Annotated in this window: 15 protein-coding genes; 12 read left to right on the top strand and 3 right to left on the bottom strand. The window is 60.6% G+C overall.

What is annotated here, in order from left to right; all coding sequences use genetic code 11:
- Positions 1-49: 49 nt before the first annotated feature.
- The 3 genes from IVB18_RS41060 (at position 50) to IVB18_RS41050 (ending at position 2,172) form a co-directional block, all read left to right on the top strand.
- On the top strand, positions 50-235 hold the full coding sequence (locus IVB18_RS41060) for a hypothetical protein (protein ID WP_247985880.1): 186 nt from the start codon (positions 50-52) through the stop codon (positions 233-235).
- A gap of 310 nt (positions 236-545) precedes the next feature.
- Positions 546-1,157, top strand: coding sequence for a glutathione S-transferase (locus IVB18_RS41055; protein WP_247985879.1), 612 nt, complete (start codon positions 546-548; stop codon positions 1,155-1,157).
- Positions 1,158-1,185: 28 nt separating this feature from the next.
- Complete coding sequence (locus IVB18_RS41050; protein ID WP_247985878.1) at positions 1,186-2,172, top strand: pyridoxamine 5'-phosphate oxidase family protein; 987 nt, start codon at positions 1,186-1,188, stop codon at positions 2,170-2,172.
- Between the two features lie 222 nt (positions 2,173-2,394).
- On the opposite strand, the gene IVB18_RS41045 is transcribed toward IVB18_RS41050, so the two are convergent.
- Positions 2,395-3,894: a CoA-acylating methylmalonate-semialdehyde dehydrogenase gene (locus tag IVB18_RS41045; RefSeq protein WP_247985877.1), complete on the bottom strand. Its 1,500-nt coding sequence runs from the start codon at positions 3,892-3,894 to the stop codon at positions 2,395-2,397.
- 106 nt (positions 3,895-4,000) lie between these two features.
- Here IVB18_RS41045 and IVB18_RS41040 point away from each other — a divergent pair, with 106 nt between their 5' ends.
- Positions 4,001-4,888 carry a LysR family transcriptional regulator gene (locus tag IVB18_RS41040; protein WP_247985876.1) on the top strand — a complete coding sequence of 296 codons (888 nt, stop codon included), beginning with the start codon at positions 4,001-4,003 and terminating at the stop codon, positions 4,886-4,888.
- Here the strand turns inward: IVB18_RS41040 and IVB18_RS41035 are convergent.
- Positions 4,854-5,801 (bottom strand): LysR family transcriptional regulator, encoded by a 948-nt coding sequence (locus tag IVB18_RS41035; RefSeq protein WP_247985875.1) that lies wholly within the window; start codon positions 5,799-5,801, stop codon positions 4,854-4,856. The genes IVB18_RS41040 and IVB18_RS41035 overlap by 35 nt on opposite strands.
- A 116-nt stretch (positions 5,802-5,917) precedes the next feature.
- Between IVB18_RS41035 and IVB18_RS41030 the strand changes: the two genes are divergently transcribed.
- The 8 genes from IVB18_RS41030 to IVB18_RS40995 all read left to right on the top strand — a co-directional run bounded on the left by IVB18_RS41030 (position 5,918) and on the right by IVB18_RS40995 (position 14,671).
- Positions 5,918-6,907, top strand: coding sequence for a nitronate monooxygenase (locus IVB18_RS41030; protein WP_247985874.1), 990 nt, complete (start codon positions 5,918-5,920; stop codon positions 6,905-6,907).
- 100 nt (positions 6,908-7,007) lie between these two features.
- The gene (locus IVB18_RS41025; RefSeq protein ID WP_247991854.1) at positions 7,008-8,366 is read left to right on the top strand and encodes an MFS transporter; all 1,359 of its coding nucleotides are present in this window, start codon (positions 7,008-7,010) and stop codon (positions 8,364-8,366) included.
- 399 nt (positions 8,367-8,765) lie between these two features.
- Positions 8,766-9,932, top strand: a complete 1,167-nt coding sequence (locus IVB18_RS41020) for a branched-chain amino acid ABC transporter substrate-binding protein (RefSeq protein WP_247985873.1) — start codon at positions 8,766-8,768, stop codon at positions 9,930-9,932.
- Between the two features lie 39 nt (positions 9,933-9,971).
- Positions 9,972-10,892 carry a branched-chain amino acid ABC transporter permease gene (locus IVB18_RS41015; RefSeq protein WP_247985872.1) on the top strand — a complete coding sequence of 307 codons (921 nt, stop codon included), beginning with the start codon at positions 9,972-9,974 and terminating at the stop codon, positions 10,890-10,892.
- Between the two features lies 1 nt (position 10,893).
- Positions 10,894-12,093, top strand: a complete 1,200-nt coding sequence (locus IVB18_RS41010) for a branched-chain amino acid ABC transporter permease (RefSeq protein ID WP_247985871.1) — start codon at positions 10,894-10,896, stop codon at positions 12,091-12,093.
- Positions 12,090-12,869, top strand: coding sequence for an ABC transporter ATP-binding protein (locus tag IVB18_RS41005; protein ID WP_247985870.1), 780 nt, complete (start codon positions 12,090-12,092; stop codon positions 12,867-12,869). The genes IVB18_RS41010 and IVB18_RS41005 overlap by 4 nt, the downstream gene beginning before the upstream one ends.
- An 83-nt stretch (positions 12,870-12,952) precedes the next feature.
- Positions 12,953-13,603 (top strand): ABC transporter ATP-binding protein, encoded by a 651-nt coding sequence (locus IVB18_RS41000; protein WP_247985869.1) that lies wholly within the window; start codon positions 12,953-12,955, stop codon positions 13,601-13,603.
- Positions 13,604-13,633: 30 nt separating this feature from the next.
- Positions 13,634-14,671 (top strand): phenylacetaldoxime dehydratase family protein, encoded by a 1,038-nt coding sequence (locus tag IVB18_RS40995; protein WP_247985868.1) that lies wholly within the window; start codon positions 13,634-13,636, stop codon positions 14,669-14,671.
- A 15-nt stretch (positions 14,672-14,686) separates the two neighbouring features.
- On the opposite strand, the gene IVB18_RS40990 is transcribed toward IVB18_RS40995, so the two are convergent.
- Positions 14,687-15,550: a LysR family transcriptional regulator gene (locus IVB18_RS40990; RefSeq protein WP_247985867.1), complete on the bottom strand. Its 864-nt coding sequence runs from the start codon at positions 15,548-15,550 to the stop codon at positions 14,687-14,689.
- Between the last annotated feature and the right edge of the window lie 207 nt (positions 15,551-15,757).

Here is a 15,757-nt window from a genome sequence, read left to right as displayed (position 1 = left end):
CTCGGGCGTTCCGCCGTCGGCTCCCTTTGAAGGTCGGCGCGCGAAGGATGTGATCGTTTCGGGCGGTTACAACGTTCATCCGAAGGAGGTCGAGATCGAGATCGACCTCATTCCAGATGTGCTCGAAAGCGCGGTCGTCGGACTGCCGCATCCTGATTTCGGCGAGCGAGTTGTCGCGGCCGTCGTCCGACGGCAGGAGGCGCTGCTCGGGAAACGGACATTGTCGCGGTGCTGAAGGGCGGCTGGCTGCCTACAAGCTGCCGAACCGCGATTTCTGCGCGATCGAGCTGCCCCCGAATAGCATGCGGAGAGACTCAGAAGAACGTGTTGTGCGAGCGCTATCTCGGGGAGTTCAGAGGATAGAAGGGCAAAGCCCTGGACGCAGAAACGAGGGCCGGCAATTCAACACCTCGACCGGCCAGTCACTTTGCTCGTCTGGATCGTTGCGAGAACCGCAATGGTAAATTGAAGGAACACTCGATTATCGCCCGAATGGGAAATGATAAGTACCGGGACAATGTTTGAATAGCGAAAGCGAGTTGGGAATGTCAGCTACGATCAAGCTCTATGGCGGCAAATTGTCGGGACACAGCCACCGGGTCGAGCTCTTGCTCGGCCTTCTCTCGCTCTCTTACGAGTTGATCCCGACGCCACCTGCCGGGCGGAAGACGCCGGACTATCTCGCAATGAACCCGTTCGGGCAGATACCTGTGATCGACGATGATGGCACCGTCGTTGCCGATTCCAACGCAATCCTCATCTATCTGGCCAAACGCTACGACACTACCGAGACGTGGCTTCCGGAAGATCCCGTTGGTGCGGCTGCCGTGCAACGTTGGCTGTCCGTGGCAGCAGGACAGCTCGCATATGGACCAGCGACAGCTCGGCTGGGCAAGGTGTTCAAATTGACCGTCGATGGCCGGCAAGCGGCCGAGATCGCCAGCAGTCTGTTCAGCGTGATGGATGGTCATCTTGCGAAGCACAATTTTCTCGCGGCAACCCATCCGACCGTGGCTGATCTCGCCTGCTACAGCTACACGCGGGCCGCTCCCGAGGGAGGCATTGAACTGTCGTCCTACCCGAACATTGTCGCCTGGCTGGGGCGGCTGGAAGCACTTCCGAATTTTCAGCAGATGCCAAGCGCGCCTGCGAGCTGATCGGCTAACCTTCTTTCGAGGTGCGCTCATGGCCAGTCTTTCCGAACGGAGCTCGTCTCCTTTTCACCAGGGCGAGATCGACGTGCAGCGACGCGTCGGCGTGGCCAACAGAGTGAGCGACCGCGGCAAACTCTCCATCCGCACGTGGATGCCCGATCAGCACCGCGCGTTCTTCGCAGGACTCGAATACCTCCTTGTCGGCTCGTCGGACCGAACGGGCTGGCCGATCCCTTCGATGCTGTTTGGCCCGCGCGGATTCGTCTCTTCGCCGGATCCAGGACGGTTGCGCATCGAATCGTTACCGAAGACCTTCGACCAGCTCGGAACGAATCTTTCCGTCAGCGCCAGCTTGGGCGTGCTGGGCATAGACCTGAGCAACCGCCGGCGAAACCGCATGAACGGAACGCTGATCGCTGTCGACGAGACAGGTTTCGAGGTGGCGGTCGTGCAGAGTTTTGGCAATTGCCCTCAATACATCCACACGCGCCATATCAGCTCGGCACGATCCGCTGCACCGGAGCAACTCGGTCCCGGCGAGGTGGAGGCTTTCGACGTCTTGGACGACGCGGCACGAGAGCTGATCCGCCAGTCGGCGACCTTCTACGTCGCCTCATGTGCGCCTTCAGATGACGGATCATCGTTCGATTGCGATATTTCTCACCGCGGCGGCAAGCCGGGCTTTATTGACGTGGCGGGTAACCAGATCACCGTTCCGGACTTTGCGGGTAATTCCTTTTTCAACACGCTCGGTAATTTTGTGTCCAATCCCAGGGCGGGACTGCTTTTTGTCGACTTTGTCGTCGGCGATGTCCTAGTGCTGCAGGGGACGATCGAGTTGCTCTGGAATGATCCATCGATTCAGGGCTTCAAGGGTGCCGAGCGCGCCTGGCGGCTTCATGTCACAGCTGCCCGGAGAGTGCGGGCCGCGGCGATCCCTCTCATCGGAGAGGTGGTCGAATATTCTCCGAGGGCGCTCACCACGGGAGCTTGGCCGAGAGGTGAGCGTTCCCAGTGACCCAATGGAGCTGAGGAGAGCGAGCATGACAACCTCGAGCCTCCGATGGAGATCGACAGGGCAAATCTGCGTCCGGTCCGACGATTCTAGGGCGATATTCACGGATTGATCGGCCGAATTCACCTCTCTGGCGGCGATTGCCAGAGTTCACCATTTGACGGCCACGCCAACTGGCGAGTTGAGAAGGCCGTGGAGCTGCCACGGCCTTCCATTTGGAGAAGATCAGGACATCGTCGGCATCACGAACTCGGCGCCTGCCCGGATGCCGGTCGGCCAACGGGTCGTGATCGTTTTCAGCTTGGTATAGAAGCGAACGCCCTCGGGGCCATGCATGTGATGGTCGCCGAACAGAGAGGCTTTCCATCCACCGAACGAATGGAATGCCATCGGCACCGGGATCGGTACGTTGATGCCCACCATGCCGACCTGGATCTGATGCGCGAACTCACGCGCCGCATCGCCGTCCCTGGTGAAGATTGCAGTGCCGTTGCCGAACTCGTGCTGGTTGATCATGTCGGCCGCGTCGTCATAGGACTTGGCCCGAGCCACCACGAGCACCGGTCCGAAGATCTCTTCGCGATAGATCTTCATGTCCGTGGTCGCGCGATCAAACAGGCTGCCGCCGATGAAGTAGCCCTTCTCGTAGCCCTGGCGATGGAAATCGCGCCCGTCCACAATCAGCTTCGCGCCTTCGTCAACGCCGGCGTCAATATAGCCTCGGACCTTGTCGAGGTGCTGCTTCGTCACCAGCGGGCCCATCTCGGCATCGGGGTCGGTACCGGGACCAATGTTAAGCGCGCGGACCTTGGGCGCCAGCTTTTCGATCAGACGGTCGGCGGTCGTGTCTCCGATCGGAACGGCTACCGAGATTGCCATGCAGCGCTCGCCGGCGGAGCCATAAGCCGCGCCCATGAGAGCGTCGACCGCCTGGTCCATGTCGGCGTCAGGCATCACGATCATGTGGTTCTTGGCGCCGCCCAGCGCCTGGCAGCGCTTGCCGTGGCTGGTCGCCGTCTCATAGATGTATCGCGCAATCGGCGTCGAGCCGACGAAGCTGACCGCGACGATGTCCGGATCGGTTAGAATGGCATCCACCGCTTCCTTGTCGCCATGCACGACGTTGAACACGCCGTCGGGCAGCCCGGCCTCCTTCAGCCACTGCGCAAGCACGAGCGAGGCCGAGGGATCGCGCTCCGACGGCTTGAGGATAAACGTATTGCCGCAGGCCAGCGCAACCGGGAACATCCACATCGGGACCATCGCCGGGAAATTGAATGGCGTGATGCCAGCGACCACCCCGAGCGGTTGACGCAGCGAATGGCTGTCGACACGGGTCCCGACATTCTCGCTGATCTCTCCCTTGAGCAGTTGCGGCGCGCCGGTCGCGAACTCCACCACCTCCATGCCGCGTTGGATCTCGCCCTTCGCGTCCGAGAGCACCTTGCCGTGTTCGGCGGTGATCACTTGGGCAAGTTCATCGATTCGATCCTCCATGATCCGCAGGAAACGATTGAGAATACGCGCACGCCGCAGTGGCGGTGTGTTCGCCCAGGCCGGAAAGGCCTTGCGGGCCGCCGCGGCGGCCGACCTCACGTCTTGCGCCGTGGCAAGTCCGAGCGTTGCCGATTGCTCGCCGGTCGCGGGATTGTAAACCGGCGCGGTGCGAGGGCCCCGGTTCGGCACCAACTCGCCATTGATGAAGTTCGGAATAGTCACGGGCATTGGCTGCTCTCCCTAACATGATGCTTGATCGAGCCAGATATGCAGCGCATAAAAATGCGGCATCAACGGCCGAATTCGCGGCTCCGTTGTGCAGAAAGTGTAGTCAATGGATTGGGAGCGCGTTCGGATATTCCTGGAGGTGGCGCGTGCCGGCCAGATTCTGAAGGCCTCGAAAAGCCTACGACTGAACCATGCAACGGTCGCCCGGCAACTGACCGCGCTGGAGAGTGGCTTGAATGCCAAACTGCTCGAACGACACACTACAGGCTGCACGCTGACGGCGGCGGGCGAGGCGCTTGTCGCGGCTGCCGAGCGCGCAGAGAGCGAATTCCTCAAAGTGGGATCGAGCATTGGAGGCGCCGCCGAGGCCCTCACCGGAACGGTGCGCGTAGGGGCGCCGGACGGGCTTGGCAACTACTTCCTGGCCGATCGGCTGGGCGCGCTGGCAGCGAAGCACCCGGGCCTTGTCATTCAACTCGTGCCGCTTCCGCGTACATTCTCACTGTCAAGGCGCGAGGCTGACGTTGCGATCACGCTGGACCGGCCCAAGCAGGGCAAGCTGATCCTGTCCAAGCTCACCGACTACACGCTCAGTGTCTATGCTGCTGATGCCTATCTGGCGCGCGAGGGTCCCATCAAGACGCAGGCCGATCTTGCCGGCCGCCTGTTCGTCACCCAGGTCGAAGATTTCGTCTACAGCAGGGCATTGGACTATGCCTCGGTGCTCGGCCGGCTCATGTCGCGACGCTATGAATGCGGCAGCGTCGTTGCGCAGATGGAGGCCGTTCGTGGTGGACACGGCGTCGGAATACTTCATGATTACGTGGCCCAGCGCTATCCCGAATTGCGGCGTCTGCTTCCCGACATCCGTTTCGTGCGGAATTACTGGCTGACCTCACATCCCGATACGCACGAAACGCGGCGCGTTGCGGAAGTGCATCGCTTCATCGTGACCTCAGTCAAGGCGGCGAGGTCGTCTTTCGAGGCTGCTTGAGCGCCACTGCCGGTTTCTCGGGCGGGGCTGTTTGGTTCGTTCCCGATCCGGCGCATTCCATGAATGCCCGCAGGGCGGAGGACACGAACGCGTCCTTGCGATGAACGAAAACCGTGGTGGCCCTGCCGGTCCCGTTCGGTAATGAATGCAGGTGGATCAAGCCCTGTCGTTCGGCAGAATCACCGACGACGCGCGGCACCAATGACAGCCCGACCGAAGCCGCCACACAACCGATGATTCCGTCGAGCGTTCCCATTTCCATCCAGCGCAGGTCGACGAAACCACGATGCGCAAGATATTCCGACAGCCGCTGTCGATAGGAGCAACCGGCGCGAAACACGATCACCTTCCGGCCGCTTCCCGAAGCCAGGAATTTGCTGAGGTGTTGGGGGGACGTCACCATCGGCGGCGTGATCAGCACCAGCTCCTCCTCCACGATCGGTGTGCAGGTCAGTTCACCGTGCGTGACCGGTGCAGAGACAAAAGCTCCATCAAGCTTCCGAGACAATACGCAGTCGACCAGCGCTGCGGTCGGGCCCGTCTCGATTTGGACGTCAACATCGGGATAAGCGATGCCGTAATGGGTGAGCAACGGTGGTAGGCGTAACGCCGCCGTCGTCTCCATCGACCCAATGCGCAGTTCGCCGCCCGGCCACGCCTCGTCCTTCACTGCGCAATGCGCCTCGGCCAACAGATCGCTGATCCGCTTGGCGTAGGGGAGCAGCCTGCTGCCCATCGAGGTGAGCGTGACGCCTTTCTTGGATCGATGAAAAAGTTGGACGCCGAGCTGGTTCTCCAGCGCTCGAATTCGCTGGGTCACGTTCGATTGGACGGTGTGGAGATCGTGGGCGGCGCGGCCGATTCCGCCGGCCAAGGCGACCGCGGAAAAGAAATTCAGATCCGTACTGTCCATATGGTCATCTCCGGGAATGATGACTCTGATCAATAATAATCACTTTTATGTTGTCAATAGCCGATCTAGCTTCCCAGTATCCAGGGCGGGAACCGAGCCTAGAAAGAGGAAGAGACATGGCTATCAAGACGAGATTGACCGAATTTTTTGGGCTCGAGCACCCGATTGTGCTGGCGCCGATGGATCCGGCCTCCGGCGGCGAGCTGGCCTCCGCGGTTTCCGCGGCAGGTGCTCTGGGCCTTCTTGGCGGCGGTTATGCCAACCGCGCCTGGTTCGAAGAACAGTCCGCAAAGGTGAGCCGCCCAGACGTCGGCTGTGGATTCATCACCTGGGCGCTGGCGAATGATCCGGGTCTGCTCGATCTCGCTCTGGAGCGGCACAAGAAAGCGATCATGCTGTCGTTCTCGGATCCTGCGCCATATGCCCCGAAAGTGAAGCAGGCCGGCATCCCGCTGATCTGTCAGGTGCATACGCTCGAGCATGCCCGGCGGGCGATCGATGTCGGCGCGGACGTTATTATCGCACAGGGCACGGAGGCCGGTGGCCACGGACTCACGGCGCGCTCGACGATGCCGTTCGTTCCAGCGGTCGCTGATATGATCACGCAAAGAGCGCCGCGCGTTCTCCTTCTTGCCGCCGGAGGCATTGCTGACGGGCGCGGTCTCGCCGCAGCGTTGATGCTCGGTGCCGACGGTGCTTTGATCGGATCGCGGTTTTGGGCCACGCAAGAATCTGTCATTCATCGCAACGCCAAGGAAAAAGTGCTCGCAGCCACCGGCGATGAAACGATCAGGACGCGTGTCTACGACGTTGTCCGCAAGAAGGCTTGGCCCCCGGAGTACACTGGGCGCCTGATGAAGAACGGCTTCATCGAAAGGTGGCATGGCCGGGAAGACGAGCTGCGCACATTGCAAGAAGCCGAGCTGCAGCGCGTCGAGAAGGCGTGGGTCTCCGGCGATTACGATACCGCTAATGTCACGGTCGGAGAAGCAATCGGCCTCATCAACGACATTCCAACCGCCGGTGAGCTGGTGAAGCGCATTTCAGCAGAAGCAAGCGCATGTCTTGCGCGCTACGTGCCGACGCGAAATTCTATCGCGGCCTAACGGGTCCGCAACTTTCTACGTATTGCCGGGTGGAAACGGCGCGTGCGCTGCGGCGCACGCGCCCGCGAAAACACGTGCCCAACAAGGCCGAAGGAGAGATATGATGAGCGAACCTAAAGCGGACGCCCCGAACCTGGGAATCTGGACGGTGGTGCTTGCCTCAAGTGCGGGCACGATTATCGAGTGGTATGACTTCTATCTCTATGGAAGCCTTGCCGTGTTCTTTTCGACCCTTTTTTATCCCGCCAACGATCCCACCGCCGCCGTCCTGATCAGCGTTGCAACCTTTGCTACCGGATTTGTCATCCGGCCGTTCGGTGCCATCCTGTTCGGCAGTCTTGGCGACCGATTGGGACGCAAGCACACGTTTCTGCTGACACTTATCTTAATGGGAATTGCGACCACCGCGGTCGGTCTTTTGCCGACATATGCAAGTATCGGCTTTGCCGCACCTGTCGCGCTGGTCGTGCTCCGACTGGTACAGGGCTTGGCCATCGGCGGCGAGTACGGTGGCGCTGCCATCTATGTCGCTGAGCATGCACCGGCAAACCGTCGTGGCTTCTTCACTAGCTTCATCCAGACCACCGCCACCTTGGGCTTCTTTGTTGCAATTCTGGTCGTGCTGGCGTGTCGGCTATCGCTCGGGGAGGAAGCATTCCGTGCTTGGGGATGGCGTATCCCGTTCTTGCTGTCTGCACTTCTCGTCGTGATTTCGATCTATCTTCGTCTCAAGCTCAGCGAGTCGCCGGTTTTCGCGCAGATGCGCCAGGCCGGCAAGGTCTCGCGCGCGCCGGTTCGCGAAAGTTTCGGCACGAGACAAGGATTGGGTTATGCGCTCTATGCTCTCTTCGGTGCGACGGCGGGTCTGGGATGCGTGTGGTACACCGGGCAATTCTACGCGCTGTATTTCCTGCAGAGCGTTCTCAAGGTGGACTTCCTGACGGCGAATGTCTGCGTCGCCGTTGCTCTAGCCATCGGCACGCCCCTGATCGTCGTGAGCGGGGCCTTGTCAGACCGCATCGGACGCCGGCCGCTGATCGTCACGGGCCTTTTGCTTGCCGCCGCGCTCTACGTTCCTATCTACATGGGCATTGCGAGCGCCGCGGCTGCGCACAATTACGTGGCCGTCACGGCGCTTATCCTGGCGCAACTCATCTTCGTAGCGCTGGTCTACGGGCCGAATGCCGCGTTTCTCGTCGAGCTCTTTCCGGCGCGGCTGCGATATACTTCGCTGTCGCTTCCCTATCACATCGGCACCGGGATATTCGGCGGCTTCGTTCCGCTGATCAGCCTCTCGCTCGTCAGCTACACCGGCAACATCTACGCCGGCCTGATCTATCCGATCGCGATCGCCCTCATGACGGCGGCGGTTAATGTCCTCTGCCTGCCGAAGTCTGTCGCGGTCGACCTTTCCAGTGAATTCGGCAGGACACCGGCAGCCGGCCGCCAGATCGCATGAGCCGCGAAGCCGCCAATTGCCATCAAGGTGTTCGTGCAAGGCCCTTTGCACGAACACCCGGCGGGAATTTGTCGTGACGATGGTATGAAGGACTAATTCGACGTCTGCGATGAGCCCCTGGCTGTCGTGACTGCGAAGATTACCTCCCTCGACTTGTCGCAGATGTCCTGCGACCCAGTCACCCCGTTGCCGATTGCAACGGGGTGTTTTTTTTGAGGCCCGCATCTGCTTCGTCGAAGGCAGCCCTATGCTCAAAGCAGCAGCAATCTGTTTCGATTGTAGGCGACCAACGCCGGTGCACCTGCTCGTGCTCCGTTGCGCACGCCCGTTTGCGAAGATTCGCACTGTCTCGCCTCTCCGGGATGGATACAGTTTTGTGAGCGAGGGAGGGCATTGCCAATGAAGCTGATAACCAAATTGTTGCTGCTGACATGCGGCGCGCTGGTCACGGGAGCGACCGGAACAGTTCCGGTCTTGGCCAAGGAGAGCGTAAAGCTTGCGTTTATTGGACCATTGTCGGGCGGCAATTCAGCTCCCGGCATCGGGGGCCGCAACTCCACGCAATTGGCCGTGCAATTGCGAAACGCCGACCCCACGGCAAAGTATACTTACGAGCTCGTCACCTTCGATGACGAATGCAAGCCGAATATCGGCATCCAGGTCGCAACCAAGGCTGCATCAGATCGTAGCATCATCGCCGCTGTGACCCACTATTGCTCGGCCGTAGGCATCGCGACGGTTGATACCTATGCCCGGTTCGGATTGCCGGTCGTGGTGTGGGGCGCCATCCTGCCCGAGATCACCTATGGCAACGACTACCACGAAATTCATCGCGTCAACGGGACGATGATCAATGAAGGCAAGCTCGCAGCGGAGTTCCTCACCAAGCAGGGGTTCCTGAAATACGTTGTCGTTCACGACACCACCGACTACGGCAAGGGACAGAACAAATACTTCAGCGAATATCTCAAGTTGGCCGGCGGCGAGATCGTCGCGACTTTTCCGGTCAGCCCGGATCAGCAGGACTTCACGGCTGAACTCACCAAGATCAAGGAGCTCAAGCCGGATCTGATCATGGTGGGCGGCCTGACGCCGCTCGGCGTCCGATTGCGGGCTCAAATGGATCGGGTCGGTGTCACCGCCCAGCTTGCGGGCGTCTCCGGCATCATGAACGCAGGCTTCCTGGAAGGCGCAGGTGCCGCGGCGGAAGGAACGATTTCCTTCCATAACGGCGCTCCCATCAGCAAATATGAGCAGGGCCAAGCGTTTCTCGACGCATACGCCAAGGCGGGCTTTCGCGAAGACCCGGACGCTTATGGCCCCTTCGCCTACTCCGCCGCCAATCTGATCATGGATGCGATCGAGAAGGTTGGCCCCGACCGGGCCAAGGTCAAGGACTTGCTCAATACGACCAAGGCATACAAGTCGCTGGTCGGCGAGATCAATTTCGACGACCACAGGCAGAACATTCTGAGGGCCAACGTCTATGTCGCCCAGGATGGTAAATGGGTCTATTGGCCGGATAGCGAATATTCCGCCGGCAAACGAAAACTCCGCCTCAACTGACCAACACGTCATGCGTCGCCCTAGCGCGCGGAGACATTGATGGACCTCGGGATCGTAGCGCAGCAGGTGTTCAACGGCCTCATGCTGGGGGTGATCTACTCAATGATCGCCGTTGGATTTTCGCTGTTCTTTGGGGTGCTCGACGTCATCAAGTTCTCGCATGGTGACGTCGTGACCCTCGGAAGTTTCTCAGCCTTGGGAGCCGCCGGCGTTTCGGGAGCTCTCTTTGCGCTGCCCCCTGCGCTGGCCTTGCTCGCCGGTTTGTCGGCTGCGGTCGGCGCCGGGGCGCTCGCGGGCATCGTGATCGGGAGGGTTCTTGTGATCCCTTTGCGCGGCGCGCCCAGCATCAATGTGCTGCTCGCGACCTTGATGGCCGGCACCGTGCTGCGCGAGGCCATCCGGCTTGGCGTGCCCAACGGCGGAAACCCGAAGCCGTTTCCGGCTTTGTTGCCGAGCGGCATGATCAAGGCCGGTTCCTTCAGTGTGGGTATCGACAGTGTGATCATCTTGTGCGCCGGACTGCTGCTGGTGGTGGGAACGCATTTGTTGGTGACCCGCACCCGGTTCGGGCTCTCGATCCGCGCCGTGGCCCAAGATGACGAGGTTGCGCGCCTAGCAGGCATTGACCAGCAGCGCGTGGTGCTGGGGACGTTCGCATTGGGATCGGGGCTCGCCGCTTTTGCCGGCTGCATGCTCGGGCTGTATTACCGCGAGATCAGCTTCAATATGGGCGTTCTGCTCGGCATCATCGGATTCGCCTCGGCCGTGGTGGGCGGTCTTGGAAGCCTGATCGGGCCGATCATCGGGGGATTTCTGTTCGCCGGCGTGCAGACGCTGGTCGTGGTCGCGATGCCGATCTCGAGCGCTTATCGCGATGTGGTGGCCTTTGCCGTCATCATCATCCTGATTGCGTTGTTCCCGACAGGAATGATTGCAGAACAGCGCAGCGACCGGGTGTGACATGAGCAGCCTTTCAAGCCCGGCTCCCTCGCTCTCCGTTCCGCGGATTCGTCGTCATCCGCGCGCCCTCGTCACAGCCGTGGTAGCGCTTCTGTTTTCCGGCGGCGGCGTGATGATGCACGCCGAATCCCAGCCCGTAGTTCTCGCCTTGCTCGCGGCCTTTATTCTGGCGTTTGGAGTGGCGGATCGAACGCAGATCGGCCGGGAGATCGCCGCCACCTGCGGCGACTATCGAGGCGTTGCCAATGGAATGGCGTTGCTCTGTGCGTTGATCCTGATTGTCCTGTTTCACGCCGATCACTACGCGCTTCTGATGCTGGCAACCGTGGCAATCTTCTCGACTGCCTGCATCGCGCTCAACTTGCAGCTCGCATTCGCCGGCATAGCCAACTTCGCAGGTGCGGCCTTCTTCATCATAGGATCATATACGGCCGCCGTAGTGAGTGCATACACCACGGTTCCGCGCGCATTCGCGCCGGCGATCGGCGCGCTTGTGACGGGTGCAATGGGCCTCGTGCTGTTGCTGCCGGTGCTGCGCACGCGCGGACACTATGCGGCGCTCGTGACAATCGCCTTCGGCGTGCTGCTGCGGACCTGGCTCGAGGTCAACGACGTGCTCGGCGGCCCCCAGGGCCTGAAGATCGGAAGCTTTTCGATCCTGGGGCTGGATTTCGCCCGGCTCAACCAGATTGGTCCATGGAGCGTGTCGTTCTATCTGCCCTATGCAACGCTCTCGGTCTGCATGTTCGGCCTCGTGTTCATCCTCGTCCGTCGCCTGGAAAACTCGTGGGTCGGGATCGCCCTGGACGTTGTCCGCAGCGATGAGACCGCCGCGGCGGTGTTCGGCCTGTCGATCCGGCTGTGGAAGGTCGTCGGCTTTGTCCTCGGCAACGCCATCATCGGCATGGCTGGAGCGCTCTACGGGATGATGAACGGGTTCGTGACACCGAACGGGGCGGGCCTCGGGGACTCACTGCTGATGCTCTCAATCGTGGTGCTGGGCGGAATCGGCAATTTGTGGGGCTCGGTCGTAGCCGCCTTGATTATCCTGGAGCTGCCGGAAAAACTGCAGACGATCCAGGAATTCCGCCTGTTGCTGTTCGCCTTGCTCGTGCTCGTCATCTTGCTGTTCCGCCCGGGCGGTATCCTGCCTCGTCCGGCGAGGGACCTGTCACGCTTCATCGACGGAGCGCCAAAATGAGTAGCACTCTGCTACAATGTGCCGGTCTCACCAAGACATTCGGCGGGCTGGTCGCGCTCGACCGTTTCGACGTCGAAATCGGCCGCGGCGAGACGATCGGGCTGGTCGGGCCCAACGGATCGGGAAAGACGACATTCTTCAACGTCATCACGGGACTTTACGACCCGAGCGGGGGATCGATCCGGCTTGATGGCCACGACCTCTTTGGCTGTGCGCCGCAGATGATCGGTCGTGCCGGTGTCGCGCGAACGTTTCAGCGATCGAGGCTGATGCTCGATCAGAGCGTGTTCGACAATATTGCGGTCGGAGCCCTCTGCCATTGCGATCTCGGTCTTTTGACAAATCTGTTTCGCCGCGCGAGGTGGGGCAGAGAGCTGCGGGAGACGGTCAATCGCGCACGGGAGATTGCGTCCCGCTTCAACGCCGGGATTGCCGACCGGCTGTTCCAGCCTGTGAGCTCTTTCCCGATGATCGACCGTCGCCGGATCGAGATCTGCCGGGCGCTGATCGGCAGGCCGCGCCTGCTGTTGCTGGATGAGCCCTCCGCCGGTATGACCCCCGATGAGACGCGCGAACTCATGGACGATCTCCTCGCATTCAGGTCCGAGATGCCGGATCTGGCCGTGGTCCTGGTGGAGCACGAAATGGACGTCATCCGGCGTGTCTCCGATCGCTGCATCGTGCTCAATTTCGGGAGGAAAGTCTTCGAAGGCAGTTTTGACGGGTTGATAGCCGACCCCGAAGTGCAGGCGGCTTATCTCGGGAGAGGGCAATGATCAGCGTGCGACGAACCGCGGCGCGGACATTGTCGGTCAATGCGATCAACGCTGGCTACGATCGCGCCGACGTTCTGAAGAACGTGACCATCGAGGTCAGGCCCGGTACGGTAACGGCCATCCTGGGCGCCAACGGCGCCGGCAAGAGCACGTTGATCCGGGCCATCCTCGGGTTGACCCGTGTTCGGAAAGGCGAGGTACGCTTTGGGCATGTGGCGACAACCAATATGCCTACGCACAAGATCGCGGCTCTCGGGATCGCAACGATCCCGGAAGGCAATCGCGTGATGCCGCGCATGAGCGTTCTTGAGAACCTCAAGGTCGGCGGATTGATCATGCGTGACGACAGGCGCGTTGCGGCCCGGATGGATGAGATGTTCGAGGTCTTCCCGCGTCTGAAGGAGCGGCGAAGCCAGCTTGCGGGAACACTGTCCGGCGGCGAGCGGTCGATGCTCTCCATCGCGCGAGGGCTGATCGCCGATCCGGAGCTCGTGATCTTTGACGAGCCCTCGCTCGGCCTGTCGCCGTTATTTGTCTCGGAGGTTTTCGGAATAGTCCGACAACTAAAGTCAGCCGGACTTTCGGTTCTGCTGATTGAGCAGAACGTGCGTCAAACGCTCGACGTCACCGATTACGGATACGTGCTGGCACAAGGACTCGTTGTCGCCAAAGGAAGCGCTGAACTCTTGAAAGAGAATTCCGAGCTGCACAAGGCATATTTTGGAATCCACTAAGGAACGGAGCTCGCTATGAATTTTCAGGTATTGGAGCGGATCAATCCGCTGCGCAAGCCGAAGGGTTTCGAGCCGGTGGTCCAGCGTTGGTCCGTCGGTTTCCCACGCAAATGCGAAGCTTTGTGCCTTGCATTTCACGGCATCCAGGGACCGAACGCGGAAGCCGTCTACAAGTCCGGCTTCATACCGTGGATGTCCGAGGCCGTCTGCCTGCCGAACGGCCCGCACGTGCACGATCATGCGTGGTTCGTCGATCACAACGGCCTCTATACGCATGTGGTTGCGAGCTATTGGGTTGACCAGACCCGTCGTGATGATTGGCTCGAAGATCGACGCGTGGCGAATTGGTGGAACGATTCGGCGAGGTGTTCGGAGGCGACGGGCTACTTCCGCGAGAGCTTGACCGTTCCGATCGAACGCCTTGAGACGCTGTATTGGAACGATTATCCAGCCGGAATGAGTCGCTCTAACGAAGTGGCGCTCTACCCGACACCGTATTGCGGCTATTACGGCGCGATGCGCGACCGGATCCCACTCGCCGCGATCGATCCTTTGCCGTCGGCGCTGGCTGAGCTCCCATCAGCGACGCCGCGCGAGACCAGGTCCAATCGGTGGCGGATCGCTACGCCCCAGAATCTCACGGTCATTCGGTCGGCGGCCTTTTGGGGGCGCTGCGATGCCGACCAAACCGAAGATTACATGCGCGACCTGCGGACACCCCTCGAACGCGGAATGGACTTCTTGCGCGAAAGTCCTGAGGCAACGGGTTGCTGCTCGCTGCGATTCCAGCAAACATGCGATGCGGGCGGGGCACCCGAGCTCGAGACTCATGCGCTCGGATACTTTCTGTCGCTTGGCCACATGGAAAACTGGGCTGAGCATCATCCCTCGCACGGCGCGATATTCCGCGCCGCAATGGCCCGTTACCGCAAGTTCGGCACGAAGAACCAGCTCAGAACCTGGCATGAAGTGTTCGTGCTGCCGGAGAACAACCAGCTTTTCGAGTATGTCAACTGCGCGCCGGGGACGGGCCTGTTGAACTACTTCGAAGGCGAGCAGCGGTCCTAGGCTGGACGGCTCGGGTCACGGCCGGGATTCGATCAGATCGAACAGGGCTGTCATCGCGCTCGACACATAGACATCCTTTCGCCAGACGAACACCGTCTTAACGGCGGCCCGGGAAGGCGGCAACGCATGCGCAGCGACCCTGCCATCCCGGGCGGCAGCTGCGATTGCACCTCTCGGCATCAAGGTGACACCAAGGCCGGCTGAGACGCAACTGATGATGGCGTCGAGAGAACCAAGCTCTTGCGGCTCGGACAGAGTGATCCCTAATTCCATCAGCATCGTCTCCAGACGGACACGATAAGAGCAGCCGATCTGAAAGACGACCATCTTCAAACCGTCGATGTCAGCCAGGTCCTTTGTCCGGATCGACGGGGTCGTTACGAGCACGAGCTCCTCGTGGAAGAAAGGCCGTTGATTCAGGTCCGGGTGATCGACGGGGCCGACGACAAACGCGCCATCGAGACGATACTCAAGGACTTCATTCAACAAGCGTGTGGTGTTTCCGGTCGTGATTGCGAGCCGGACGTGGGGGCAGGCGTTGGCAAACCTTGGCAGAAGAGGAGACAGTCGCAACGCGGTGGTCGTCTCGAGGCTTCCGATCAGCAGAGTGCCCCTCGGCACACCATCATCCCGTGCCGCAGCTCGGGCATCCGCAGCAAGTCTTGAAAGCCTCGCGACATAGGGGAGGACCCTGCGGGCTGCCGAGGTTGGCGTTACGCCCCGTGCGTGACGCTCGAAGAGTGAAATGCCAAGCTTGCCCTCAAGCACTCGGATACGAGTTGTGACTTTGGATTGAGCAGTACCCAGTTCCGTTGCCGCACGGCTGATACTTCCAAGACGCAGAACCGTCTCGAACACTCTGAGATCGGAGAGATCCATTCCAGTCCACTCTTGAAGCCAACAGCAGCAACAATTCGAACGACGTCACAATCATCCTAACGAATAATGTGGACCGCGTGGAAGACGCATTGGGGAACGATGCGGCGCGCATCGTTATCTAGAGAAGAGATGACCGTCATCTCAACTGGTAATGTTTCCCCGCAGACCGGAGTCATCGCAACAGGGGCCTGCAAACTCCTCGTATCA

Origin of the sequence: Bradyrhizobium sp. 186 (genome assembly GCF_023101685.1) — a bacterium.
GTDB lineage: Bacteria > Pseudomonadota > Alphaproteobacteria > Rhizobiales > Xanthobacteraceae > Bradyrhizobium.
This window is presented reverse-complemented; position numbering and strand designations above follow the sequence as displayed.

Coding starts and splice junctions, on each gene's coding strand:
- IVB18_RS41040 (WP_247985876.1), top strand. CDS start 4,001: ATGGATTGGGAGCGCGTTCGGATATTCCTGGAGGTGGCGCGTGCCGGC.
- IVB18_RS41005 (WP_247985870.1), top strand. CDS start 12,090: ATGAGTAGCACTCTGCTACAATGTGCCGGTCTCACCAAGACATTCGGC.
- IVB18_RS40990 (WP_247985867.1), bottom strand. CDS start 15,550: ATGGATCTCTCCGATCTCAGAGTGTTCGAGACGGTTCTGCGTCTTGGA.
- IVB18_RS41035 (WP_247985875.1), bottom strand. CDS start 5,801: ATGGACAGTACGGATCTGAATTTCTTTTCCGCGGTCGCCTTGGCCGGC.
- IVB18_RS41015 (WP_247985872.1), top strand. CDS start 9,972: ATGGACCTCGGGATCGTAGCGCAGCAGGTGTTCAACGGCCTCATGCTG.
- IVB18_RS41045 (WP_247985877.1), bottom strand. CDS start 3,894: ATGCCCGTGACTATTCCGAACTTCATCAATGGCGAGTTGGTGCCGAAC.
- IVB18_RS41030 (WP_247985874.1), top strand. CDS start 5,918: ATGGCTATCAAGACGAGATTGACCGAATTTTTTGGGCTCGAGCACCCG.
- IVB18_RS41055 (WP_247985879.1), top strand. CDS start 546: ATGTCAGCTACGATCAAGCTCTATGGCGGCAAATTGTCGGGACACAGC.
- IVB18_RS41025 (WP_247991854.1), top strand. CDS start 7,008: ATGATGAGCGAACCTAAAGCGGACGCCCCGAACCTGGGAATCTGGACG.
- IVB18_RS41010 (WP_247985871.1), top strand. CDS start 10,894: ATGAGCAGCCTTTCAAGCCCGGCTCCCTCGCTCTCCGTTCCGCGGATT.
- IVB18_RS41020 (WP_247985873.1), top strand. CDS start 8,766: ATGAAGCTGATAACCAAATTGTTGCTGCTGACATGCGGCGCGCTGGTC.
- IVB18_RS41050 (WP_247985878.1), top strand. CDS start 1,186: ATGGCCAGTCTTTCCGAACGGAGCTCGTCTCCTTTTCACCAGGGCGAG.